29 protein-coding genes are annotated in these 22,414 nt (G+C 73.1%); 12 read left to right on the top strand and 17 right to left on the bottom strand.

Annotated elements, in window-relative coordinates:
- Positions 1-3: 3 nt before the first annotated feature.
- The gene (locus ACZ52R_RS10240) at positions 4-648 is read right to left on the bottom strand and encodes a hypothetical protein (protein WP_465663677.1); all 645 of its coding nucleotides are present in this window, start codon (positions 646-648) and stop codon (positions 4-6) included.
- 286 nt (positions 649-934) lie between these two features.
- Positions 935-1,375, bottom strand: coding sequence for a nuclear transport factor 2 family protein (locus ACZ52R_RS10235; protein WP_465615047.1), 441 nt, complete (start codon positions 1,373-1,375; stop codon positions 935-937).
- 120 nt (positions 1,376-1,495) lie between these two features.
- On the opposite strand from ACZ52R_RS10235, the gene ACZ52R_RS10230 reads away from it, so the two are divergent.
- Positions 1,496-2,119, top strand: coding sequence for a TetR/AcrR family transcriptional regulator (locus ACZ52R_RS10230; RefSeq protein ID WP_465753300.1), 624 nt, complete (start codon positions 1,496-1,498; stop codon positions 2,117-2,119).
- Between the two features lie 89 nt (positions 2,120-2,208).
- On the opposite strand, the gene ACZ52R_RS10225 is transcribed toward ACZ52R_RS10230, so the two are convergent.
- The 3 genes from ACZ52R_RS10225 to ACZ52R_RS10215 all read right to left on the bottom strand — a co-directional run bounded on the left by ACZ52R_RS10225 (position 2,209) and on the right by ACZ52R_RS10215 (position 7,544).
- Positions 2,209-2,988 carry an SDR family NAD(P)-dependent oxidoreductase gene (locus tag ACZ52R_RS10225; protein WP_465663675.1) on the bottom strand — a complete coding sequence of 260 codons (780 nt, stop codon included), beginning with the start codon at positions 2,986-2,988 and terminating at the stop codon, positions 2,209-2,211.
- A gap of 180 nt (positions 2,989-3,168) precedes the next feature.
- Positions 3,169-3,441: a DUF4287 domain-containing protein gene (locus tag ACZ52R_RS10220; protein ID WP_465753299.1), complete on the bottom strand. Its 273-nt coding sequence runs from the start codon at positions 3,439-3,441 to the stop codon at positions 3,169-3,171.
- 113 nt (positions 3,442-3,554) lie between these two features.
- Positions 3,555-7,544 carry a Pls/PosA family non-ribosomal peptide synthetase gene (locus ACZ52R_RS10215; protein WP_465615043.1) on the bottom strand — a complete coding sequence of 1,330 codons (3,990 nt, stop codon included), beginning with the start codon at positions 7,542-7,544 and terminating at the stop codon, positions 3,555-3,557.
- A 542-nt stretch (positions 7,545-8,086) separates the two neighbouring features.
- Here ACZ52R_RS10215 and ACZ52R_RS10210 point away from each other — a divergent pair.
- The gene (locus ACZ52R_RS10210) at positions 8,087-8,680 is read left to right on the top strand and encodes a histone deacetylase (protein WP_465615042.1); all 594 of its coding nucleotides are present in this window, start codon (positions 8,087-8,089) and stop codon (positions 8,678-8,680) included.
- A 78-nt stretch (positions 8,681-8,758) separates the two neighbouring features.
- On the opposite strand, the gene ACZ52R_RS10205 is transcribed toward ACZ52R_RS10210, so the two are convergent.
- The 3 genes from ACZ52R_RS10205 to ACZ52R_RS10195 all read right to left on the bottom strand — a co-directional run bounded on the left by ACZ52R_RS10205 (position 8,759) and on the right by ACZ52R_RS10195 (position 10,408).
- Positions 8,759-9,277, bottom strand: a complete 519-nt coding sequence (locus ACZ52R_RS10205; RefSeq protein WP_465615041.1) for a SixA phosphatase family protein — start codon at positions 9,275-9,277, stop codon at positions 8,759-8,761.
- A 201-nt stretch (positions 9,278-9,478) separates the two neighbouring features.
- On the bottom strand, positions 9,479-9,865 hold the full coding sequence (locus ACZ52R_RS10200) for a DoxX family protein (RefSeq protein WP_465615040.1): 387 nt from the start codon (positions 9,863-9,865) through the stop codon (positions 9,479-9,481).
- 63 nt (positions 9,866-9,928) lie between these two features.
- Positions 9,929-10,408 (bottom strand): carboxymuconolactone decarboxylase family protein, encoded by a 480-nt coding sequence (locus ACZ52R_RS10195; RefSeq protein WP_465615039.1) that lies wholly within the window; start codon positions 10,406-10,408, stop codon positions 9,929-9,931.
- Positions 10,409-10,628: 220 nt separating this feature from the next.
- Here ACZ52R_RS10195 and sigJ point away from each other — a divergent pair, with 220 nt between their 5' ends.
- Entirely contained in the window at positions 10,629-11,564 is a 936-nt protein-coding gene (gene sigJ / locus ACZ52R_RS10190; RefSeq protein WP_465753298.1) for an RNA polymerase sigma factor SigJ, read from the top strand.
- A gap of 273 nt (positions 11,565-11,837) precedes the next feature.
- On the opposite strand, the gene ACZ52R_RS10185 is transcribed toward sigJ, so the two are convergent.
- The gene (locus ACZ52R_RS10185) at positions 11,838-12,284 is read right to left on the bottom strand and encodes an anthrone oxygenase family protein (protein ID WP_465753297.1); all 447 of its coding nucleotides are present in this window, start codon (positions 12,282-12,284) and stop codon (positions 11,838-11,840) included.
- A 90-nt stretch (positions 12,285-12,374) separates the two neighbouring features.
- Between ACZ52R_RS10185 and ACZ52R_RS10180 the strand changes: the two genes are divergently transcribed.
- Positions 12,375-12,953, top strand: a complete 579-nt coding sequence (locus ACZ52R_RS10180; protein WP_465753296.1) for a TetR/AcrR family transcriptional regulator — start codon at positions 12,375-12,377, stop codon at positions 12,951-12,953.
- 105 nt (positions 12,954-13,058) lie between these two features.
- Here the strand turns inward: ACZ52R_RS10180 and ACZ52R_RS10175 are convergent, their stop codons facing one another.
- The 3 genes from ACZ52R_RS10175 to ACZ52R_RS10165 all read right to left on the bottom strand — a co-directional run bounded on the left by ACZ52R_RS10175 (position 13,059) and on the right by ACZ52R_RS10165 (position 14,053).
- Positions 13,059-13,526: an NUDIX hydrolase gene (locus ACZ52R_RS10175; RefSeq protein ID WP_360497689.1), complete on the bottom strand. Its 468-nt coding sequence runs from the start codon at positions 13,524-13,526 to the stop codon at positions 13,059-13,061.
- 75 nt (positions 13,527-13,601) lie between these two features.
- Positions 13,602-13,850 (bottom strand): hypothetical protein, encoded by a 249-nt coding sequence (locus ACZ52R_RS10170; RefSeq protein ID WP_360497692.1) that lies wholly within the window; start codon positions 13,848-13,850, stop codon positions 13,602-13,604.
- Complete coding sequence (locus ACZ52R_RS10165) at positions 13,847-14,053, bottom strand: hypothetical protein (RefSeq protein WP_465663671.1); 207 nt, start codon at positions 14,051-14,053, stop codon at positions 13,847-13,849. Before ACZ52R_RS10165 ends, ACZ52R_RS10170 begins: the two co-directional genes overlap by 4 nt.
- 118 nt (positions 14,054-14,171) lie before the next feature.
- On the opposite strand from ACZ52R_RS10165, the gene ACZ52R_RS10160 reads away from it, so the two are divergent.
- From ACZ52R_RS10160 to ACZ52R_RS10145, 4 genes are all read left to right on the top strand, one after another.
- Entirely contained in the window at positions 14,172-15,011 is an 840-nt protein-coding gene (locus ACZ52R_RS10160) for a helix-turn-helix domain-containing protein (protein ID WP_465663670.1), read from the top strand.
- On the top strand, positions 14,996-15,205 hold the full coding sequence (locus ACZ52R_RS10155) for a DUF397 domain-containing protein (protein ID WP_465663669.1): 210 nt from the start codon (positions 14,996-14,998) through the stop codon (positions 15,203-15,205). Before ACZ52R_RS10160 ends, ACZ52R_RS10155 begins: the two co-directional genes overlap by 16 nt.
- Before the next feature lie 94 nt (positions 15,206-15,299).
- The gene (locus ACZ52R_RS10150) at positions 15,300-15,680 is read left to right on the top strand and encodes a nuclear transport factor 2 family protein (protein WP_465615032.1); all 381 of its coding nucleotides are present in this window, start codon (positions 15,300-15,302) and stop codon (positions 15,678-15,680) included.
- Positions 15,681-15,698: 18 nt separating this feature from the next.
- Complete coding sequence (locus ACZ52R_RS10145) at positions 15,699-16,133, top strand: GNAT family N-acetyltransferase (protein WP_465753295.1); 435 nt, start codon at positions 15,699-15,701, stop codon at positions 16,131-16,133.
- Between the two features lie 14 nt (positions 16,134-16,147).
- Here ACZ52R_RS10145 and ACZ52R_RS10140 read toward each other — a convergent pair whose 3' ends face one another.
- Positions 16,148-16,582, bottom strand: coding sequence for a hypothetical protein (locus ACZ52R_RS10140; protein ID WP_465663667.1), 435 nt, complete (start codon positions 16,580-16,582; stop codon positions 16,148-16,150).
- A 253-nt stretch (positions 16,583-16,835) separates the two neighbouring features.
- Between ACZ52R_RS10140 and ACZ52R_RS10135 the strand changes: the two genes are divergently transcribed.
- Complete coding sequence (locus tag ACZ52R_RS10135) at positions 16,836-17,090, top strand: hypothetical protein (RefSeq protein WP_465615029.1); 255 nt, start codon at positions 16,836-16,838, stop codon at positions 17,088-17,090.
- 95 nt (positions 17,091-17,185) lie between these two features.
- Here ACZ52R_RS10135 and ACZ52R_RS10130 read toward each other — a convergent pair whose 3' ends face one another.
- The 3 genes from ACZ52R_RS10130 to ACZ52R_RS10120 form a co-directional block, all read right to left on the bottom strand.
- A complete protein-coding gene (locus ACZ52R_RS10130; protein ID WP_465753294.1) occupies positions 17,186-17,314 on the bottom strand; it encodes a hypothetical protein in 129 nt (42 codons plus the stop codon).
- 74 nt (positions 17,315-17,388) lie between these two features.
- Positions 17,389-17,928 carry a GNAT family N-acetyltransferase gene (locus tag ACZ52R_RS10125; RefSeq protein ID WP_465663665.1) on the bottom strand — a complete coding sequence of 180 codons (540 nt, stop codon included), beginning with the start codon at positions 17,926-17,928 and terminating at the stop codon, positions 17,389-17,391.
- Positions 17,929-18,291: 363 nt separating this feature from the next.
- The gene (locus tag ACZ52R_RS10120) at positions 18,292-19,254 is read right to left on the bottom strand and encodes an ArsR/SmtB family transcription factor (protein ID WP_465753293.1); all 963 of its coding nucleotides are present in this window, start codon (positions 19,252-19,254) and stop codon (positions 18,292-18,294) included.
- A gap of 169 nt (positions 19,255-19,423) precedes the next feature.
- Here ACZ52R_RS10120 and ACZ52R_RS10115 point away from each other — a divergent pair, with 169 nt between their 5' ends.
- Positions 19,424-19,846: a hypothetical protein gene (locus ACZ52R_RS10115; protein ID WP_465663663.1), complete on the top strand. Its 423-nt coding sequence runs from the start codon at positions 19,424-19,426 to the stop codon at positions 19,844-19,846.
- 336 nt (positions 19,847-20,182) lie between these two features.
- Here ACZ52R_RS10115 and ACZ52R_RS10110 read toward each other — a convergent pair whose 3' ends face one another.
- Positions 20,183-20,665 carry a hypothetical protein gene (locus ACZ52R_RS10110; RefSeq protein WP_465615024.1) on the bottom strand — a complete coding sequence of 161 codons (483 nt, stop codon included), beginning with the start codon at positions 20,663-20,665 and terminating at the stop codon, positions 20,183-20,185.
- Positions 20,666-20,999: 334 nt separating this feature from the next.
- Between ACZ52R_RS10110 and ACZ52R_RS10105 the strand changes: the two genes are divergently transcribed.
- Positions 21,000-21,128 (top strand): hypothetical protein, encoded by a 129-nt coding sequence (locus ACZ52R_RS10105; RefSeq protein WP_465615023.1) that lies wholly within the window; start codon positions 21,000-21,002, stop codon positions 21,126-21,128.
- A gap of 72 nt (positions 21,129-21,200) precedes the next feature.
- Positions 21,201-22,406 (top strand): PQQ-binding-like beta-propeller repeat protein, encoded by a 1,206-nt coding sequence (locus tag ACZ52R_RS10100; RefSeq protein ID WP_465615022.1) that lies wholly within the window; start codon positions 21,201-21,203, stop codon positions 22,404-22,406.
- Positions 22,407-22,414: the final 8 nt, after the last annotated feature.

Raw genomic sequence — 22,414 nt, 5'->3', positions numbered from 1 at the left:
GGGTCACGGTGCGATGGTCGCCCCGCAGGAGTCGCACACCCGCGTCGCCGGCAGTTCCAGGAAGCAGGTCGGGCAGATCGCCGGCGGGCGCGGCACGGCCGCGGCGGCGGCGGCCGGCTTGACGGCCGCCTTGGCGCCCGGCTTGACGGCCGGCTTGGCCGCCTTGCGCTCCACCGACGCCTGCAGGCGCGGGGCGAGGGCGGGCGTGCCGCCGTCGGCGGGCAGGTCGGCGCCGAAGTGCCGGTAGCAGGCCAGGCGGGCGGCGGCAGCGTGCTGCTCGCGGTCCATCTCCGCGGTCACCGGCGGCTGCCCGGCCACCGCCAGCACCTCCTGGTAGCCGGCGCCGACCTTGCCGTCCGCCGCGTTCACCACCAGTGCCGTCAGCGGCGGGTCCCCGCGCCGGTGCGCCTCCAGGATCACCAGGGACAGCACCTTGCCGATCCAGTGCCGCTGCTGGACCCGGGTGCGCACCCCGGAGGCCTCCTGGACCGCCTCGGCCAGCTCCGCGTAGGTGATCACCGCGTGGTAGTGGCGCGCCACCTCCACCAGGGCCGGGTAGGCCGCCCGGGTCCACACGATGTGCGCCTGGGTGGCGCCGACCGCCGAATCGTCCGACACCCGCCAGTAGCCGCGCTGCTGCTCCGTCATCCGCCCGCCCCTGTTCGTCGTCTGTGCACGGCCCAGCAGGCCCTCGCCGTGAGCGAGGCTACCGGGCTGCGGAGCGCCGCGGGCTGGCGGGGCGGGCCGTCGCGGGGCGGGGCCGGGGCCCAGGACTTGACTTCAAGTCCTGTTGAAGTTGTCGAATGGCACCCGACCGCAGCCGTACGGGCATCCGCGGTCGATGCCCCGCCCGTACGGAAACCGTACCCGGGGCCGGGGCCGCCTTCATCCGATCGCGCCGTCGGCGGCCCCGGCCCCCGGGTCCACCGTTGCGCTACTTCCCTTCCAGGGCCGCCACCAGCTGGGGCAGGTTGCCGCCGGCGACGGCGAGGGCCAGGTGGTCGTGGTAGTCCCGGCTGTGGACGATCAGGCCGTCGCGGACCCGCAGCACCAGGACGTTGGCGACCTCGAAGTCCCGCCCGGTGTCCCGGTGGTGCGCCTGGTAGTCGAACTGCGCGACGACCACCTCCGGATCCTCGGTCTCCCGGACCACGACGTTCTTCGCCCGCAGGTCCAGCGTCAGGTGCGCGCCGACCTGCGCGAACCGCTCGGCGATGACGGCCCGCCCCGCGAAGACGCGCGGCTCGACCGGCGCGAAGACGGTCTCCACCACCGCGTCCTCGGCGTAGAGCCGGGCCAGCTCCGAGAACCTCCCCCCGGTGATGCCTGCCAGCAGTTCGAGGAAGACCTCGCGCGGAGACGGTGTTTCGGACATGATCAACCCCCAGGATCGCGCCGCTGGAATCGGACCAGCGACTCCGCTTGGAACGATACGGACTGACCACTCCGGTTGTCCATGGGTACATCCGCGATCGCCGCGGACGGAAGGAGACCGGTGCCGGCGGAACGGAAGGACACCGGTGCCCTGGGCGGTGTCAGCGGTGGCATGAGCGGCGCCCCGGAACGGCCCCTGCGCGCGGACGCCGCCCGCAACCGGGCCAGGCTCCTCGACGCCGCCACCGAGGTGTTCACCACCCGCGGCATCGGCGTGCCCACCGAGGAGATCGCCCGCGCCGCCGGCGTCGGCGTCGGCACCCTCTTCCGCCACTTCCCCACCAAGGAAGCACTGCTGGAAGCCGTCATGGTCCGCCGGCTGCAGACGATCACCGACCGCGCCGCCCGGCTCGCCGCCGAGGCCGAACCCGCCGAGGCCTTCTTCGCCTGCTTCCGCCTGGTCGTCGAACAGTCCGCCGGCAAACAGGAGTTCACCCGCGCCCTCACCGAAGCCGGCATCGACGTGCACGCCTCCCTGCGGGAGTCCAGCGAGCTGATGCGCGCCCAGCTGTCCGAACTCCTGGACGGCGCGCAGCGGGTGGGGGCCGTGCGCCCCGAGGTGGGCCTGCCGGAGCTGATCGCGCTGCTCGTCGGCGTCGGTACGGCGGCGGAGCAGCTCGCGGGCGATCCGGCGGCCCGGGAACGGGTCTTCGACGTGGTCTTCGCCGGGCTGCGGACGCACTGACCCGGCGCGGCCCGACCGCGAGCTGCCGGCCTCCTACTTCCGGGGTCCGTCCCGCATCGCGAGGAGGGAGGCCCCGGGTTCCGGGTGGATCACCCGCCCGTGATCGGGCCGAGGTAGGTGCCGCCGGAGACGTCGATGACCTGGCCGGTCACCCAGCGCCCCTGGGGGCCCGCCAGGAAGCCCACCACGTCCGCGACGTCCTCCGGCCGGCCGATCCGCCCGAGCGCGGTGATCGACTCGAGTCCGGCCACCGCCTCGGGAGCGACGGTCCACCCGGCGGTCATGTCGGTCAGCACCACCCCGGGTTCGACCGTGTTCACCGTGATCCCGCGCCGGCCCAGTTCGTTGGCGAGCGAGGGGCCGAGGGCGGCCAGCGCCGCCTTGGTGACGGTGTAGCCGATCTGGAAGGGATTGGCGATCCGGGTGGCCGCCGAGCCCACGTTGACGATCCGTCCGCCGTCCCGCAGCAGCGGCAGCGCCCGCTGGACCACGAAGACGGGCGCGCTCACGTTGACCGCCAGGAGCCGTTCCCACTTCTCCTCGGTGAGCTGCCCGATCGAAGCGACCGCGTGGATGCCCGCATTGTTGACCAGGATGTCCAGACCGTCCGCGCCGTGGTCCGCCAGCCCGGCGGTGAGCCCCTCGAACAGCGAGTCCACCGCACCGCTCTCGCCGAACCTGGCCGGTACCGCGAACGCCCGGCCCCCTGCCTCGCCGATCAGCGCCACGGTCTGCGCGGCGGCCGCTTCGTTGCCGCCGTAGTGGACCGCGACCAGCGCCCCCTCGGCCGCGAGCCGCACGGCGACCGCGCGCCCGATCCCGCGCGAGCCGCCTGTCACCAGAGCGGTCCTGCCGTCCAGTTCCCCCACGATCGTCTCTCCCTTCGTGCCGCCCCGGCCGAGTCCGGGACCGATCTCCAGTACAACCCGAAGTTCCGCGCCGTCAAAGGGCGGAAGGCGTCCGGGATCAGTCTCGGTACTGCCGCAGGGCCGGCCACAGTGCGGGCCGCGGCCCGGGCGGGACCGGGGCGGCGAAAGGCCGGGGACGGCTCAGGGACGGGTCTGCTCGGCGAGGGTGTGGGCGACGAGGGCGTTGGCGTGGCCGTGGCCCAGGCCGTGGTCGGTCTTGAGCCAGGCGACGAGTTCCATGTGCTTGGTGAGGGGGGAGGTGCGGATGAGGTCCTTCCACTCCTCGATGGGGCGGCCGTGCTTCTTCTCGATGGAGGGGAAGTAGGAGGCGGGGCCGCCCTTCGCGGCGGCCGGCTTGGCGGCGGGCTCGGCGACGGGCTTGGCGGCGGCGGTCTTCACGGGGGTGGCGGTCATGAGCGTGGTTCCTCTCGGTCGGGCAACGAAGTCGGGCAACGAAAAAGCGGTGCGGTCACGGGTTATGACCGTGACCGCACCGCGAACTCATCGGCCGGCGGAAGTGACCTGCCTCACGCCGCCGCCGGGGCCCGCCGTCTGCCGCGTCCGGCCCGGCGCCCGGCGGGCGGGGTGGGGTCGGTGTTCCACGCGGCGACGGGGTTGCCGAGCCAGCGGGTGGCGCCGGGGACGTTCTCGCCGCGCATGACGAGGGAGGCGGGTCCGACGGTGGTGTTGGCGCCGAGGGAGGAGTTGAGCAGGACGATGGTGTGCGGGCCGGTGGTGGAGCCGGCGCCGAGGTGGACGGGGCCCAGGCGCATGACGCGGTCGTGGAAGAGGTGGGTCTGCAGGACGGTGCCGCGGTTGACGCTGGCGCCGGCGTCGACGGTGACGAGGTCGCTTTCGGGCAGCCAGTGGGTCTCGCACCACACGCCGCGTCCGATGCGGGCACCGAGGCTGCGCAGCCACACGTTCAGGTAGGGGGTGCCGGTGATGGTGGAGCCGCCGAAGGGCATGGCGAGTTCCTCGACGAAGGTGTCGTAGAGCTCGTTGCGCCACACGAAGGAGGACCACAGGGGGTGTTCGGCGACGCGGAAGCGTCCGACGAGCAGCCATTTGGCGGCGGTGGTGACGGCGCAGGCGATGACGGCGGCGCCGGTCAGGACGAGTCCGGCGCCGGCGAGGGCGGTGCCCAGCCCGTAGGCGTCGCGCAGTTCCTGCAGGACGGCGAGGACGAGGTCGCCGAGCAGGGCGGCGAGGACGACGGGCAGCAGGCGGCAGACTTCGACGCCGGCGCGGGCCCACATCAGGCGCCGGGGCGGGTCGTAGGTGCGGCCTTCGGTGCCGGTGTCGGCGACGCGGGGCAGGGCGAAGGCGGGGCGGCCGAGCCAGGAGGTGCCTTCGGGGGCGTGGGCGGGGGTGTCGGACAGGACGCCGACGAGGGAGTTGTCGGGCAGGTGGCGGTCGGGGCCGACGATGCCGGAGTTGCCGACGAAGGAGCGGCGTCCGACGCGGGAGGGGCCGAGGTGGAGCCAGCCGCCGCGCAGTTCGTAGGGGGCGATGAGGGTGTCGTCGGCGAGGAAGGCGCCGTCGTCGACGCGCATCAGGCCGGGCAGGGCGAGCACGGTGGAGGCTTCGACGCGGCGCCCGACGCGGGCGCCGAGCAGGCGCAGCCACACGGGGGTGAAGAGGCTGGCGTAGAAGGGGAAGAGGGTGCGGCGGGCGGTGTCGCTGAGGCGGGTGACGGCCCAGGCGCAGAAGGCGACGCGGCCGCCGGCGGGGTGGAAGCCGGGGCGTAGCGGCAGGGACAGGACCCGGACGAGCAGCGCCATGAGGGCGGCGTGGCACAGGAGGGTGAGGGCGGCGAGGGGGACGGTGGCGGGCAGGAGTTGGACGAGGGCGGCGGTCAGGGTGCGGTCGGTGTCGATCATCGGGTAGACGATGAGCAGCGCGGGCAGCGCGGAGATGATCGGGACGAGGCCGAGGAGGGTGAAGCCGGCGCCGTAGGCGAGGTTCCAGGGGTTCCAGGAGCGGCGGGCCGGGGTTGCGGCGGGGGGCCAGTCGGCGAGGGGTTCGGTGGTGGGGCGGGCCGGGGAGCCGTGCCAGTGTTCGCCGGGCGGGACGGTGCCGGTGACGCAGGAGCCGGGGGCGATCTCGGCGCGGGCGCCGACGCGGGCGCCGGGCATGAGGGTGGCGCGGTGGCCGACGCGGGCGCCTTCGCCGACGTCGATGCGGCCGAGGTGGAGGGTGTCGCCGTCGAGCCACCAGCCGGCGAGGTCGGCTTCGGGTTCGAGGGAGCTGTGGGCGCCGAGGCGGGCGAGGCCGGTGACGGGGGGCAGGGTGTGCAGGCGTACGCCGCGGCCGACGCGGCAGCCGAGGGCGCGGGCGTAGCGCGCGGCCCAGGGGGTGCCGGCGAGGGCGGCGGTGGCGAACATGGCGGTGTAGCGTTCGGCGGCCCACAGCCGCAGGTGGACGTGGCCGCCGCGGGGGTGGCTGCCGGGGCGGATGCCGGCGGTGAGGGCGCGGGCGCCGGTGGCGGCGAGCAGGGTGCGTCCGGGGGCGCTGTAGAGGAGGACGAGGCCGGCGGCGACGGGCCACCAGGAGGTGTGCGGGGCCCAGGCGAGGTGCTTGCCGGTGAGGTTGTCGAGGGCGATCAGGACGAGGATCCAGCGCAGTCCGGCGAGGGTGAACATGGCGAGGAGCACAAGGGTCTGCCACAGGGCGGCGCTGCGGGGGGTGCGGCGTACGGTGCGCCGGTTGTCCGCGGCGGCGGGGGTGGCGTTCTCGGGTGCTGCCGTGAGGGAGTCCAGGTAGGCGGCGAGGTCGCCGAGGACGGGGTGGGCGTACAGGTCGGCGACGGAGACGCCGCCGTGGCGGGTGCGCAGGTCGGAGACGAGGCGGGCGGCGGTGAGGCTGGAGCCGCCGAGGGCGAAGAAGTCGTCGGCGCGGCCGGGGGCGGTGCCGAGCAGGCGTTCCCAGTGTCCGGCGAGCCAGCCGGCGGTGCCGTCGAGGGTCTCGGCGGGGCGGTCGGCGGTGCCGGTGGTGGTGGCGAGGGGCCAGGGCAGGGCGCCTCGGTCGACCTTGCCGGAGGTGCGGGTGGGCAGGGAGTCGACGAGTGCGAGGACGGGCACCAGCGGGGCGGGCAGGCGTTCGAGGAGCTGGCGGCGGGCGGCGGCGAGGTCGGGGGTGGTGCCGGGTTGGGCGACGAGGTAGCCGACGAGCAGGTCGGCGCCGGCCGGGGTCTTGCGGACGGCGGCGGCCGCGGCCCTGATGCCCGGCAGGGCCTGCAGGGCGGCGTCGATCTCGCCGAGTTCGATGCGGCGGCCGCCGAGTTTGACCTGGTCGTCGGCGCGGCCGAGGAAGACCAGGCCTTCGGGGTCGTTGCGGACCAGGTCGCCGCTGCGGTAGACGCGGGGTGAGGCGAGGGCGGGGTGGGCGCTGAACTTCTCGGCGTCCTTGGCGGGGTCGAGGTAGCGGGCGGTGCCGACGCCGGTGATGAGCAGTTCGCCGGTCCCGTACCAGGGCACGGGGTGGCCGGCCCGGTCGACGACGGCGATCTCCCAGCCGTCCAGGGGCGCGCCGATGCGTACGGGCTCGCCGGGCAGCATGCGGGCGGCGGTGGCGACGACGGTGGTCTCGGTGGGGCCGTAGGTGTTCCAGAACTCGCGGCCGTCGGTGGCGAGGCGCTCGACGAGTTCGGCGGGGCAGGCCTCGCCGCCGACGATGATCAGGCGCACGCCGTCCAGGCACTCCTGCGGCCACAGGGCGAGCAGGGTGGGGACGGTGGAGATCGCGGTGATGCGGCGCTCCACGAGCCAGGGGCCGAGGTCGGTGCCGGCCTTGACCAGGGAGCGGGGGGCGGGGACCAGGCAGGCGCCGTGGCGCCAGGCCAGCCACATCTCCTCGCAGGAGGCGTCGAAGGCCACCGAGAGGCCGGCGAGGACGCGGTCGCCGGGGCCCAGGGGCCGGGCCTGCAGGAAGAGGCGGGCCTCGGCGTCGGCGAAGGCGGCGGCGCTGCGGTGGGTGACGGCCACGCCCTTGGGGCGGCCGGTGGTGCCGGAGGTGAAGATGATCCAGGCGTCGTCGGCCGGCGTGGGCCAGGCGGGGCGGCCGCCGGGCCGGGCGGCGGGCCCGGCGTACAGGCGGGCGTCGGCGCCGATGACGGCGCAGACGGCGGCGTCCTGCCAGATCATCTCGGCGCGTTCGTCGGGGTCGTCGGCGTCCACCGGCACGTAGGCGGCGCCGCAGCGCAGCACGGCGAGGATGGCGACGTACAGGTCGGCGGTGCCGGAGGGGATGCGCACGCCGACCCGGTCGCCCTGGCCGATGCCGTGGCCGGCCAGCTGCCCGGCGAGGGCGTCGACCTCGTGCAGCAGGGCGCGGTAGCCGAGGACGGTGTCGCCGGTGTCGAGCGCGGGCGCCTCGGGGTGGGCGTCGGCGGTGGCGGCGATGACGTCGAGCAGGCTGCGGGGGTGGGCGGGCTGGGCCACCGGCCAGCCGGACGCGGGGCCCGGGTGCGGGCGGTGCAGCGTGCCGGGGCCGACCGGGTCGTGGCGTGCGTCCATGGGGGTTTGTTTCCTCGGCTCCGTGGTTCTGAGGGCGCGTTCGGGCTGTCGGGGCTGTGTCGGGGGTGACGGGAGGTGACACTGAGGTCACCGGCGGGCGCGCCCACTCACCATGACTCGGCCGGGAGTCCGCTGGATGCAGTGATGGTGCGGTCAAAGGAAATTCTCATCATCGATGCCGCGCGGGGCCGGCAGCGTATGAATCGAATGTCGTTCGGTGCTTTTCGGGCGTTTTCGCTGGTGAAGGGTAGCCGCCGGACGGTGGCGGCGGCGCAACGGGAGAGGACGGAGTGACGAACACCATGGCGTTCGGCACGGTACCGGTAGCGAGCTACCGAATCGGGGGGATTTGGTCGGATCATCATCCTTTTCACCCGATTCACACGTCCGCGCGGAAGGCTTCCACCGCCGTCACAGCGGGCCCGCCCGGTGAGCGAGCCGTGAGCGGGGCCGCCAACGGGGCCGGAAGCGGGCGCGGGGCCGAAAGCGGGCGCGGGGCCGGGCAGGCTCCCGGCCTGAACGGCACAGGCCTCGTCTGGTACGTGGCCTACGGCTCGAACCTGCACGCCGCCCGCCTCACCTGCTACCTGCGCGGAGGCCGCCCGAACGGCGGAACGCGCACCTACCCCGGCTGCCGCGACCACAGCCCCGCACGCCGGTCGGTCGCGACCGCACTGACGGGCACGCTGTACTTCGCCGGGCGGTCACCGACCTGGGGCGGCGGATCGGCCTTCTACGACCCCTCAGTACGCGGCGAAGTCCCGTGCCGGGCCTACCTGTTGACGGCCGGGCAGTTCAGTGACATCGCTGCCCAGGAGATGCGCCGCTCCCCCGGCACCGACCTCGACCTCGACCGGGTACTCGCCCACGGACGCGCCGAACTGGGCCCGGGCCGGTACGAGACCCTGCTGCACGTCGGCCAACTCGACGGGCACCCGCTGCTCACCTTCACCGCCCCCTGGGGCGTGGCCGGCGCCGAACTGGCCGCCCCCGCCGCCGCCTACCTGCGCACCCTCGGCGCGGGGCTGGCCGAGTCCCACACCTGGGGCCCCTGGCGCACCGCCGGCTACCTCGCCACCCGCCCCGGCGCGCAGGGGCACTGGACACCGGGGGCGGTGGCGGCACTGCTGGGGTGACAGGAACCCGGGTGTCAGGCCCGGGCCTCGGGCGTGGCTCTCAGGCGTGGCCTCGGGCGCGGCTCTCAGGCGTGGCTCTCAGGCGTGGGGCGCCCAGAAGGCGACCAACCGGGCGACACCATGCTCGACGCTCTTCCAGTCGCCCTGGAACGTCAGCACCGCGGCGGCGGCCGTCGGAAAGCCGGAGCGGTTCATCCGGGCCGGCAGATCGCCGTCGGCCTCGCCGGCCAGGGCATCGGCCAGCGCGTGGACGCCGGGGTTGTGGCCGACGACGACCAGGTCCTGGACCTCGTCGGAGACCTCGTTGAGGATCGCGATCATCTCCCCGAGGCTCGCCTCGTAAAGGCGGTCCTCGAAGACGCTCCTCGGCCTGACCGGCAGTTCGGCGGAGGCGAGCTTCCAGGTCTCCCGGGTCCGCGTGGCGGTCGAGACGAGCGCGAGGTCGGGGGTGACACCGGTGCCGGCGAGCCAGCGGCCCAGCACCGGCGCGTCCTTGCGGCCCCGCTCGGCGAGGGGACGCTCGTGGTCGTCCGTATCGGACCACTCGGCCTTGGCGTGACGGACCAGGACGATGCGGCGCGGCATTTCCTCGGACATGGGTTCCTCCCTCTCCCCCGCACGGGCCTCCCGTACGGACGCGACAGCCAAGATCGTGGCAGCCCGACCGCGCAACCACCCCGTACCGACCGCCCGTTGGCCGGGACACACCGGCAGGGTTCACCCGTGCGGGTGACGGAGCGCCGGATCCCGGCCAAACCGGTCCGGCCATACGCCTCCGGTCCGGCCGTACGCCCCGGCTCAGTTGAGGAACGGCGCCGGCCCGAAGCGCCCCCACGCCACGAACGCGGCCAGCAGGATGTAGACCGCGTCCACCACCACGAGCCTGTACTCCCGGCGCCGCGCCCGCACCACCGCCGCCCCGGCCATCAGCAGCACCAGCCCGACGGCCGCCAGCGGCACGAACACCGGCGCGACGCCGAGCACGGCGGGCAGGACCAGCCCCACCGCAGCCAGCACCTCCACCGCGCCGATGGCCTTCACACCGCCCGCACTGAAGTCCTCGACCCACCTGCCGCTGCGCCCCGCGGCGGCGATCTTGGCCTTGGGTGCGGCCAGCTTGAAGGCGCCGCCCGCCAGGTAGACGGCGGCCAGCAGTCCGGCGACGATCCACAGTGCGACGTTCACGACGTTCGTTCTCCTTGCCTGCGTACGGGGTTGCGACGGGAGCGGGGCCGGGGCCCGTCCGGGTCAGAGGCGGTGGTGCATGCCGGGCTGGTAGCCGCCGGCGGGCTGGCGGGTCATGACGTTGCCTCGGTTGAAGGCGTTGATCACCGCGATGAGGCTGACCAGCGCGGCGAGCTGCTCCTCGTCGTAGTGCTTGGCGGCGTTCTCCCACACCTCGTCGCCGACCCCGCCCGCCGCGTCGGCGAGCCGGGTGCCCTCCTCCGCCAGCTCCAGGGCGGCCCGCTCGGCGTCGGTGAACACGGTGGCCTCGCGCCACGCCGCCACCAGGTTCAGCCGGGTCGCTTCCTCCCCGGCGTGGACGGCGTCCTTGAAGTGCATGTCGACGCAGTAGCCGCAGCCGTTGATCTGGCTGGCGCGCAGCTTCACCAGCTCCTGGGTGGCGACCGGCAGGGTGGACTCCAGCAGTGCCTGGTTCGCGGCGACGAGATGCTTGAAGACCTTGCCCATGACCGGGCTGGCGAAGGGGTTCAGGCGGGCTTCCATGGTGTGGCTCCTCGGTACGTTGTCCGCTGGTGCCCTTTGAGACAGGGCACCCGGGCGGTCTGTGACACGGCCCGGATGTGACGTGCGCCACCCCGGTGCGGGGCGGTGCCGGGGAGGGAGGGGTTCCATGGCGGGATCGGCGGGATCGGCGGGATCGGCGGGATCGGCGGGTTCGGCGGGATCAGTGGGTTCGGCAGGATCTGCGGGATCGGCAGGATCGGTGGGTTCGGCGGGCGTGGCGGAGGCGGCCGGATACCGGCCGCTGCTGTTCTCCATCGCCTACGGGATGACGGGCTCGGTCGGCGACGCCGAGGACCTCGTCCAGGACACCTTCCTCGGCCTGACCCGCGCCGACCGGGCCGGCACCGCGGTCGCCGACCCGAAGGCGTACCTGGCCACCACGGTCACCCGCCTGGGCATCAACCACCTGAAGTCGGCCCGGGTGCGGCGCGAGACCTACGTCGGCGAATGGCTGCCCGAGCCGGTGGTCGCCTTCGCGGAGCGCCCCGGCGGCCCGGCCGAGCACGCCGAGCTGGCCGACACCCTGTCGATGGCCTTCCTGCTGATGCTGGAGGCCCTCTCCCCCGTCGAGCGGGCGGTGTTCCTGCTGCGCGAGGCCTTCGGGTACGGCTACCCGGAGGTCGCGGAGATGACCGGCAAGTCCGAGGCGAACTGCCGTCAGATCTTCGCCCGGGCCCGCAAGCACCTGGCACCGGGCGCCGACACCCGGCCCGCCCCGGCGCCCGCCCCGGAGCGGCGCGCGGAGGGCGACGAACTCGCCCGCCGCTTCTTCCAGGTCGCCGAGGGCGGCGACCTGGAAGCGCTGCTGGACCTGCTCGCACCCGACGTCGTCTTCCACGGTGACGGCGGCGGCAAGACCCGGGCGGTCGGCAAGTCGGTCAGCGGCCTGGAGCGCGTCGCCCGCCTGCTGCTGTTCGGCTTCGACCGCAACCGTCAACGCGGCGTCTCCGTGCGGCCCGCGTGGGTCAACGGCCGCCCCGGCGCGGTCATGTTCGACGCCGAGGAGCGCATCACCAGCGTCATCGAGCTCGACATCGCCGACGGCGCGATCCGGGCTCTGCACTCGGTGTCCAACCCCGACAAGCTCGCCCACCTCGGGCCGGTGTCGGACCTCGGCCTGCTGTCGAAGCAGTAGCCGGGCCGGGCCGGGGAGCAGGAAGTCGGACCGGCCGACTTCCTGCTCCCGCTGCTCTCTCCGGTCGGCGCCGGGGCCGATCCCCGGGAAGGATCCCCCCGAAGACCATCATTTTCCTTACCGGAAACGGCAGTTGGCGCCTTGTGCGACCTCCCGGAGCCGCCGCCGCAGGACCATCCCCCCATCGCCCCTGGGGTGAAGCCGAGCACGCGCTGTGCGCGGGCGGTTATGGCCGGCTGACGGCCCGGCGGCTTCCCCCGACTTCCCGCGGGTTCAGGTGAGGGCGGCGACCAGCAGGGTGAAGGCGGCGATGAGGACGGCGACGCGGGCGCAGTGGAAGCGGTCCCAGCGGTTCATCTGCTCCTTCCAGTCGGCGGGCCGGTTCTCGGGGGTCCACGTCTTGCCCCGGTTGTTGATCGGGACGAGCAGCAGGATCGACATGATCACGCTGAGGACCAGCAGGGCGCCGGCGGTGACGACGAGGCCGGTGCCGTGGTGGTGCCATCCGGCGACGGCCCAGACCGCGACGAGGACGAGCGAGGTGATGTACCAGACCGGCATCACGGCGCCGAGCATCCGACCCCCGTGGGCGCGGCCGAGTTGGCCGCTGTCCTCCGGGAGGGCGTTGAGGATCCGGTTGATGACGAAGGCGACGGAGAACTCCACCCCCACCATCACGCCGACGCCCACGGTGGTGAAGACCTCGAGTGCGTTGAGCATGATGACCCTCCTGCGATCTAGCATTGATAGATGATGTGGCAACGCTAGTCCTTCTGCCGCTCTCTTGTCTAGCGGTGCTAGGATCGAGCCATGTCGGTACAGGAACGAAAGCAGCGCGAACGGGCGGAGCGCGAACGCCTCATCGTGGCCACGGCCCGCGAACTCGCCGAGCAGCAGGGCTGGGACGCGGTCACCACCCGCCGGCTCGCCGAGCGCATCGAATACAGCCAGCCCGTCCTCTACAGCCACTTCCGCGGCAAGCGCGAGATCATCGGCGCCGTCGCCCTCGAAGGCGCCGCCGACATGGCCGCGGCGGTGCGGGCCGCGGCCCGCGCCGCGGACGGCCCGCGCGCCCGGGTCACCGCCCTCGCCCGCGCCTACCTCGACTTCGCCGCACGCAACCCGGCGGTCTACGACGCCATGTTCCAGCTCGACGGCGGCCTGGCGTTCGCGCAGGAGGACACGCCGGAGCCGCTGAAGGACGCCTTCGCCGCCCTGCTGGAGAGCCTCGGCGAGGTCGCCGGGGACGGCGTCCACCCGGGGCTGTTCACCGAGGTGTTCTGGGCGGCCCTGCACGGGCTGGCGACCCTGACCAGGGCGGGACGGCTGCCGCCGGAGGAGACCGAGCGCAGGACGCAACTACTGGTGGAACGGCTCGCCGTGCTCTGACGCACCGCCCCGGCGGGCACACGGCCGGGCGGGCGGGCGGCAGCGCAGGAAGTCGGCCGGGCCGACTTCCTGCGCGCTGCGGTGCGGTGCGGTGCGCTGCGGGGTTCAGTCGGCGCGCTGGCCGTGGAGGAGGACGGGCAGGGACCGGTTGACGAGGGCCTCGGCGGCGCGGGCGGCCTGGGAGGGGGCCATGAAGTCCGGCAGGTCGTTCGCGGGGACGAAGCGCGCGCCGAGCAGGCCGCTCTTGTTCTGCGGCGGGACGGTCAGGCGCACGCCGTCGGAGACGGTGCCGCCGTCGAAGACCAGGTTGAGACGCTCCAGGTGGCGGTCGGCGGGCGTGAAGTCGACCGCGACGAGAGCGGTGAGACGGACGATCAGGCCGGTCTCGGCGTGCAGGTGCCGGGCGGCGGCCAGATGCGGGGGCTCGTTGGGACGGGCGGCGCCGCCGGGCAGGATCATGCCGTCCATGTAGTCCGGGTCCACCAGCAGGACTTCACCGCGCTGGTTGCGGACGAGGACGAGGCAGCCGAGCCGGCACACGGGCGGCTTGGCGAGCAGACGGGGGTCACGCATCAGGGAGTCCACTTTCTCAAGGCGGCGAGAAGCACGAGAGAGAAGCACGCCCACCACGCGAGGCGGGCGAGGAGTTCAGTCGTCATACGTGAGGCGCTCGTAGCGCAGCCCCTTGCGCAGCAGGTCGAGCAGGCGCAGCAGGTCGAGCGGGCGGGCGACACCGAGGTCGATCAGGTAGGTGCCGGTGAGGCGGCCGTACTCCCAGTCCACCTCGATCGAGGGCCACTTCACCCCGCCGAGGGCGAGGACGGTGGTCAGGTCGTCCAGGACGGCGGCAGCCTGCCGGCGCTGCTCGGCGGTCGCGCGGGAGAGGGCGGAGGTCATCGCGCCGGCTCCCCCGGGCGCGGGTGGACCTCGAAGGCGCGCCACGCGTCGTAGGCGTCGGTGAAGAAGGTGAACCCGGCGAGCTCACCGGTGGGCTGGCGAAGCCACTCGCCGGTCATCTCGTTGCGGACCCGGTAGAGCTGGGTGGCGGGGTCGAAGCGGACGCCGTAGCCGTGGAGGCGGGGGGACTTGTCGTCGGGCATGGCAGGGGAACCCTCTGCGATCGGAGTTTCACGTTCTGTGCATATGGTGGCGCAGCGTCGCCTACGATCGGAAGCGGCTTGCTACTTGCCTTCGGCCTGCCAGAAGTTGAGGACTGCCATGAACAAGAAGAAGGTTGACCCGGAGTCCAGCCCCTGGGCGCCCTTCGGGATCCAGCTCCGCAAGTTCCGAGAGGCAAAGGGCCTCCTCCAAGAGGACCTGGCTCCGCTCCTGGAGTGCTCCCCCTCGCACCTCTCGTACATCGAACTTGCGCACCGACCCCCGAGTCGCAGGCTCGCCGAACTCGCCGACCTCGCGCTCGACACGGACGGCACCCTCCTGCTGATGTGGTTCCAGCTGAAGAGCGCCGCGATCCTGGAGGGCTTCCCGGAGTACGCCCGCTACGAGGGCCTCGCGGATCAGATCAGGATCTTCGAGAACGACTTCGTCAACGGACTTCTGCAGACCCGGGCCTATGCGACCGCGCTCCAGAGGGGCTCTGTCAGGCAAGGTGTTTCGACCGAGAAACTGGCCGAGGAACGCATCGCATTCAGGCTTGCCCGGCAGCAAGTCCTGGAGCGAACCCCTCCTCCCGTCGTGCACGTGGTGTTGGACGAGAGTTGCATCAGGCGGGTCATCGGCGGACGCGACGTCATGGTCGAACAACTTCTCCACCTTGAGCAGCTGTCCACTCGCCCCGACGTGATCATCCAGGTGGCGCCGTTTTCCCTGGGCGAGCACCGGCCGTTCACACACATGGTGGCCCTCCTTACCATGCCAAACCGCAAAGTTCTCGCTTACGGCGAGGTTGAGCAGCGCGGCTACATCGATCGCGACACCAAGTCGGTTGCCGCAGTGGTCAAGAGCTACGATCGACTCGCCATCGACTCCCTTGGCCGGGCCGAGTCGCTAGCTTTCATCCGTGCGGCAAGAAGGGATCTGGAGTGGATGTCGACCTGACGGACGCTTGCTGGCGGAGGAGTTCGTACAGCGGCGCGAACGGCGGCCAGTGCATTGAGGTCGCCGACGGCTTCGTCGGCGCCATGCCCGTCCGTGACTCCAAGGACCCTTCCGGCCCGGCCCTCGTCTTCTCGTCCTCCGGCTGGCAGTCCTTCGTCACCGCCGTCCGCACCGGCGAGTTCGACGCCCGCTGATCGCGCCTACCACATCAGCGACTTGGGCACGCCAACTACGACCCAGTACGAGTGCGGACCGTGATCGGACTGCTACGTTCCGTCCATGGATTTCATGAGCGTTGCGAACGCGTTCGTCCAGCACTACTACACGTCCTTCGACGGCGGTGACGCCGCCCGCAAGGGCCTGGCGGGCCTCTACCGCCCCGAGTCGATGCTGACCTGGGAGGGTGCCCAGGTCCAGGGGCAGCAGAACATCATCGCCACGATCGCCAAGCCCGAACTGACCAATGTCAAGCACAACATCACCACCACCGACTCCCAGCCCTCCCCGGGCGCTGGCGTCCTGGTCGCGGTGACCGGCACCGTCATCGTCGACAACGCCGGTGACAAGCCCCTGCAGTTCGCCGAGACCTTCCACTTGCAGCCGATCCCCGGCCAGCCTGGCGGCTTCTTCATCTACAACCAGGTCTTCCGCCTCCTCCTCGGGCTCTGACACGCCGACCCCGGTCCGGTGTTGCGGCTGCGTGAACTGGTCGACGGTGACGCCGAGTCCGTGCGCCGCGTCTACAACGGCGGCTCCGTCACGGACATGTGGTTCGGCCCGATGACCGGCGACCAGGCCCTCGCCTACGTCCACGAGGCCGCGACCGTCCCTGCCCTCCTCGTGCGCGGCATCGACGTGGGCAGGGACCTGCTCGGCGTCGTCCGGCTCCGACTCGACGCCGACCGCAGCACCGGCCGGCTCAGCTACCTGGTACGCGAGGACGCCCGGGGCAACGGCTACGCCACCGCCGCCGTACGGGAGTTCCTCACCGGCGGCATTCCCCCGCACGTGCTCGCCGAGCACCGGGCGGCCAACCCCGCCTCCGGGCGGGTCCTCGCCAAGGCCGGGTTCGTCGTCACCTGCGCGACCGTCGACCTCGTCCACTGCGAGCTGCGCCGCTGAACCGGCCCCCGGCCCTACCAGGCGGCGCGCCGGTCCTGACGCTCGGTGGAGAACCCGGCCGGAATCGCCGTCCCCTCGTGCCACAGCAGGCCGGGGCTGGGCGGGAACTCCTCGGTGGCGGGCGTCGGCGGGTGGAGGCGCCGGTGTCCGGGCAGCGGCACCTCCCGCAGTTCGCCGTCGCGCATCATCCACAGCCCCCAGCAGTCGTCCTCCTCGTCGTGGATCAGCACCTGCACACTCGCCGGGTACGGCCACGCCAGCGACTCCAGGTGCCGCAGCAGGCCCGTCCGCGGGCGCATCCGGTTGAACTCGATGACCCACGCTTCGGAGAACAGGCCGAGCTGTTCGAAGCAGCCGTCCCACGTGCGGGAGTCGTCCGGCTGCGTCAGCGGCCCCATCACGTCCTCCGCGTGCACTGCCAGGACGATGACCTGCGCGATTCTGCTCATACAGCAGTATCGGCGCGGTCCCTATGCCGACGGCAAGGGGATTTCCCTCTGTTCGACAATGCCCCGGACCCGTCCGCCACCGTTCGGATGATCTTCGGCGAGGCGCCTTGTAGCGGCGCTCGGCCGCGCGGAGCGCTGGCATCGCCGTCGAGAAGAAGTAGCCGTCGCGGCGGCCGGCTCGCGTTGATCGGACGTCTACCCCCGACGGCTCTACTACGGGCACCGATTCAACCGAGACCCGTGAAGGACCATCGTGATCAAGCGTGTAGTAGTCGGCGTGGCGGCAGCCGCGCTGTTCGGCCTCGGCACCGGTGTGGCGCTCGCCAACGCGGGCGCGGACAGCACCGCACAGCCGACCGCCCTAGCCACCCAAGTCGTCCCGGCGGCGCAGGACACCGAGGACTCCTGGTCCTGGGTCAATGCGAGCGCCTGGATCGGCCACTCCGGGCACGAGCAGCTGGTGACCGCAGCGGGCTGGCTCGACAAGCCCCGTGAGCACGACATGTAGTCACAACACGGCGTTCAGCACGGATTTCAGCACACATGCCCCGCCGGCACTGCGTTGCCGGCGGGGCATCGTCGTCGCCTCGGACGGTCCGAGGGCTACGCCTCGGTCTGCTCCGAGTCGCCCGGCTCATCGGCGCGCCGGCTCGGGGTGTCCACGGAGTCGATGTCGGGCTCGACCTCGTCGACCGGTGCGACACGGGTTGAAACGCGGCCTGGATCCACCATGGTGGTCCTCCTGTGGTGATCGCGCGTGAGTGCGCTGGGTGTTCGCCGTGGAACCCGGTTGGTTCCCGGCGGATTCATGAGGGGCGGCGCAGCTGCCCGCTCGACATCCCGAACAGCAGGAGGTCGGCGTGGGTGCCGCGCTGCTCCACGTACTGGTGCTCCCGGCCCCGCTGTTGGAAGCCGACGCGTCGCAGGAGCTTCGCGGACGCCGTGTTGCGGACGTCGCAGGCGGCCGTGATCCGTTGCACGCCGGTGGCGAAGAGGCGGTCCGCCACGGCGGTCATCGCTTCGGTCGCGTAGCCCCGGTGGTGCATGTCCGGGGCCAGGGTGATGCCCATGACGGCCTGGTCGCGGCCGGTCTCGATCGCGACGGCGAGGTCGCCGATCAGGCCGGGGCGCCGGGCCAGCTCGATCGCGTACTGGAAGCGGCCGGGACCGTCGGGGCTCTCCGTGAGGTAGCCGGCGACGATCTCCTGCGCCTGCGCCTGATCGATCGGCGAACGCCAGGTCTGGTAGCGGGCGATGCGGGGATCGGAGCGGTAGCGGGCCAGGGTCGGCGCGTCGTCACGGCTGAACCGCCGTAGCCGCAGGCGACGCGTCACGAGGTCGGTCATCCGTCCCTTCCCTCGCGGGTCGGTTCTCGAAAACCGGTACCCCGGCCGGTACTGCGGCCGGCACTGCGGCCCGTCATGTGCAGCTGACAGGGCTGCCGGCGCAGGCCTCGGGGGCCGCCGGGCCGGCGGCTTCCACCGCGACGCGCGGGGCCGCACCTGCGGAGACCTGCGTGCCCGCGACACCGAGCACCACGACCGCCGCCACACCGACCACTGCTCGAACTACCCGCCTGATCACGAGGATCCTCCCGACCGCGAACGGAACACTGACCCCCTCAGTGGGCCAGCCGCCGGTAGACAGCCGATCAACAGCCGGTGGGCACAGCGGCCGTCGGATCCTCTTCCCGGTGCCGGGTCGCGGGGTCAGGCCGGGGCGCCGCCGAGCCCAGGGCCCCGGCCCGGGCTCGCTCCGAGCCGCTGGTACAGGACGTGGTGGGAGTGGCGCCGGCGGGTGACGAGCCCGGCCCGGTGCAGGATCTGCAGGTGGTAGGAGACGGTCGCCGGGCTCAGGTACAGCCGCCGGGCGAGTTCCGCGGTGGAGCGGGGCGCGCCGAGTTCGGCGAGGATCCTCGCCCTGGTCGCGCCGATGAGCCGGTGTTCGCCCGACGGGGCGAGGCAGGCGGCCGGGGCCGCGGGATAGACGATCAGCGGAGTGCGCGGGGCGGGTGCGCCCGGTGGTTCCCCGGCGCAGAAGATGGCCTGATCGGCGAAGACGCTGGGCACCAGGATCACGGCGTCGGCGTCCAGGGTCAGGCCGTGGGGGCTGCCGGGGCGCAGGCCGACGGTCAGTTCGCCGTCGCGCCACTGCAGGTTCGGGGCCAGGTGGTTGAGGGTGTCGGCGAGCCCGTGGTGGGCGATGGCGGTGGCGCGGGCGCTGACGTCCGCCTCCAGCCGGGCTCGGATGCCGGGCCATGACGGTGCCAGTGCCGTGTGCCAGAACTGTGCCATCTCGTCGGCGAGATGGTGCGCGAAGTGCTGTTCTCCGCGTTCGAGGGCCCGTCGGAGCGGTCGGGTGGAGCGCTGGTCCGGGTCGGGGTCCCACGGGTGGCCGTGGATGGCCAACGCCAGCTCGTAGCCGATCCGTTCCGCCGGGGTGGTGGCGACGTCGTGCAGCGCCACGTCGAGGCCCGTCTGGAAGCCCTGCGACTCGGGCCGCAGGAAGTCCGGGGCGTAGCCGCAGGGGCCGCCGCCGCCCACCGCGCCCAGCAGCCCGAGCCGCTGGTGTGACAGCGCCTGCCTGGTCCGGGCCCGCCACTCGGCGCTGAGCGTGTGCGGGGTCCTTCGGAGGGCGTAGAGCAGGTCCTTCGCGGAGTCCAGCGGAGACACCGCGAACCTGACAGCCCCCAGGCCCCCGACACCGAGCCGGACGCGTATCACGGGCAGCCCCCTCCCCCACCGGGAATCGAAATCCATCGAATCATTCGACCGGCCCGACCGGTCCGGGATTTCCTGGATCCACCGCGCAAACCCGTGGCTGTCGAAGGGACTCACGAACGTGATCGCTCGCAGGACGCTCGCAGCGGCGGCCGTCGCCGCCGCCACCCTCTCCACCCTCGCGCTCGGCGCCGGCAGCGCCAACGCCGTCACCTCCGGCACGTACTGCGGCGCGACCCAGCAGGTCGCCGGGGACGTCTACGCCCAGGCGTGCATCAATGTCAGCGGCTACTCGGTCTACCCGTCGCTGCACGTCACCAACCACGGCAACCACACGATCACCGGCGTGGTCTGGGTCAACCACAACGGCGGCTACGAGGACTACGCCACCTGTTACGGCATGACCGCGAGCGACCCGGGCTCCTGGTGCGGCGCGGGCTGGGACGGGATCGGCGCGGGCGGCTACGCCCAGGCCCAGGGCCAGCTGGTCATCGACGGCAACTGGTCCGGCAAGGTCTTCTCTCCCTCCGAGTACATCGGCTGATCAGTTGATCGGCTGACCGGCTGGTCGGCCCGGTACCCGGCGCCGCAGACCCGATCACGTGGTGGGGCGAGGCCCGCCCCGCCGGTGACGAGGCGGCTCGACCCGACCGAGGAGCAGCGGGCGCAACCGAAAGCCGCTGTTGCCTGTCCCCCACACGGTCGGGGCGGCCGTCGGCGTGGGCGGCCGTCCGCGTGGGCGGCTCGGCTCCCCCGGCCCGCCGTACGCCGGCGGGCCTTGGCACGCCGCGTCGACCGGGGGCACCCCTGGGTGAGGATCCGCTGATGGCACGTCGGACGAGGGGCTGGGGGCGGCCAGGGGTTCGGCGGGGCGCGGCTGTCATCCCCGTGCGGGGTCGCCCAGGCGGCGGTGCCACCAGTATTCGGCGCGCCAGGGGCGCCGGTGGGCGAAGGGGTCGGGCAGGGTGCGGCGGTGGAGCGCCACGTCCAGGGGCCTGACGAGGCGGGCGAGTTCGGTGCGGGGGCGGGGCGGCAGTCGTTCCAGGACGGCGTCCAGCACGTCGCGGGCGTGCCGGACGTCGTCGAAGGCGCAGCCCGGGCACGAGGGGCACATCGACTCCTGCGGGTAGAGCGGGCGCCGGCCCGGTGGGTGCAGGAATGTGCGGTAGCGCCGTAGTGCCCGGTCGGTGGCGCCGGGGTGGAGGTAGAAGCTGTCGCAGCGCTCCTCGAGGCGGTGGACGGCCAGGCTGGTGCGGGTGGAGAGTCCGTGGATGCGCGGCGGTGGGGCGCAGTCCCGGGAGCGGGGGGACGGGCCTCGGGTTGTTCCTTCGGCGCGCAGGGCGCGCGGCCGGTTACGCGGCATGGGCCTTTCGGCAGGTGGTCATGGGGGTCATGATGCCAGGCCGGGGTGTCCGGTCGCACGCGTTTGGGCTTGGGCCGGTTGAGTGGGAAGTCGGCCCGGCCGACTTCCCGCTCCCCTTCCCCTCTGGCATGCGCATGGTGAACCGGAGTGCAGGGAGGGGCCGTTGAGCGGATGGGGGTGCGCGTCGCGTCCCCTGCCGTTCCACGACCTCCGGAGGATCCCGTGTCCGCTGCCCCCGTTCCGTCCGGGCGACCGGCCTGCTGCTGGCCGCCGGCCTGATCTCCGCCGTCGGCCTCACCGCCGCCACCACCAGCGCCTCCAGAGCAACGAGAAGGTGACGCTGTTCGGGATCCGCCCGAACGGCCACGAGTTCAAGATCGCCACCGACTCCTTCGACGACGCCGACGGCGAGCACGTCCGGACCCTCGGCACCCCCGACCGCAACGACTGGACCGCCTCCTAGTCGCCCCTCCGCACAACCGACCGACCGCCCGGCCGCCCGGCCTGCGGGAACCGCAGGTCCGTACCCGAAGTCATGATCGATGTGAAGACCGACGCCATGCAGAACGAACCGTCCCCGTCCGCGACTCCTCCCCGGATCGACCGCAGGAGGCTGCTGCTCAGCGCCGCCGGAGGCCTCGGCGCGCTCGCCGTCGCCGGCGGGATCGGCTGGTGGGCGCGCCGGGACGACGCGCGCGGCCCGCGGCTGTGGAGCTCGCCCGGCATGGGCGGGCGGGTCGTGCTGCCCGCCGGGGAGCAGCAGGGGCTGTTCGCCTCGGGGTACGACGGCAGTGTGCGCTCGCTCGATCCGCGGACCGGCGCGGTGCGCTGGAGCCGGGTGGTCGGGGCGGCCGCGCCCGTCGACCACTTGGGCGTCTGGCAGTTGGACACCTCGGGCGGGTGGCGGCTGGCCGCGGGGGACGGCGTGGTGTGCGTGGTCTCCACGAGCGGTGTGCACGTGCTCGACGCGGCGTCGGGCGAGTTGCGCTGGGAGGCGGCGCTGCCGGACTGGGCCGAGGACGCGTGGGACCAGGATCCGGTGGTCGGCGGCGGCCGGGTGTTCGCGGCCCACGGGTCCTCGCTGCGCTGCTACGACGCGGCCACCGGCGCGGTGCGCTGGAGCAGTGACCCGGGCGCGTCGGGGGTCCTGGCGCTGGCCGGGGACACCGTGTACGCGGCGGGCCGGTACGGCGGGCTGCTCGCGTTCGACGCGGGCACCGGTGAGCGGCGCTGGGCGCAGGACGCGGTCGGTGGCCTAGGTGACCGTCCGGTCGTCGACCGGGGCGCCGTCTACGTCAAGCAGAACGGTCCGGCGCAGAATTCCGCGGCCGTCTTCGCGCTGGACGCGGCGACCGGTCAGGTGCGGTGGCAGCGCGGGCGGCTGCCCGTGGCGGGCCCGCTGTCGGTCGCCGACCGGACGGTCTGCCTGCTCGGCGGGAACCGGCTGACGGTGCTGGACGCGGACACCGGCGACACCCGCTGGACGGCCGGCGTGCCCGTGGGCCTGGGGCGCGGGATGAGTTCGATGACCGCCGCCGACGGCACCGCCTACGTGGGGACGAACGACGACCGGCTGTTCGCGTTCGACCTCGCGACGGGGCGGCCGCGCTGGCGGGACGAGCCGGAGCGGCTCAAGGGGGACACCGAGTACACCAGGGTGTTCCTGGCCGCGGCCGGTTCGGCGGTCTTCCGGGGCAGCCGCACCGGCCTGCACGCCCTGGGGGCGCTGCCGTCGGCCTGACGGCCCGG

Source organism: Kitasatospora sp. NPDC034023 (genome assembly GCF_055575795.1).
This window is presented reverse-complemented; position numbering and strand designations above follow the sequence as displayed.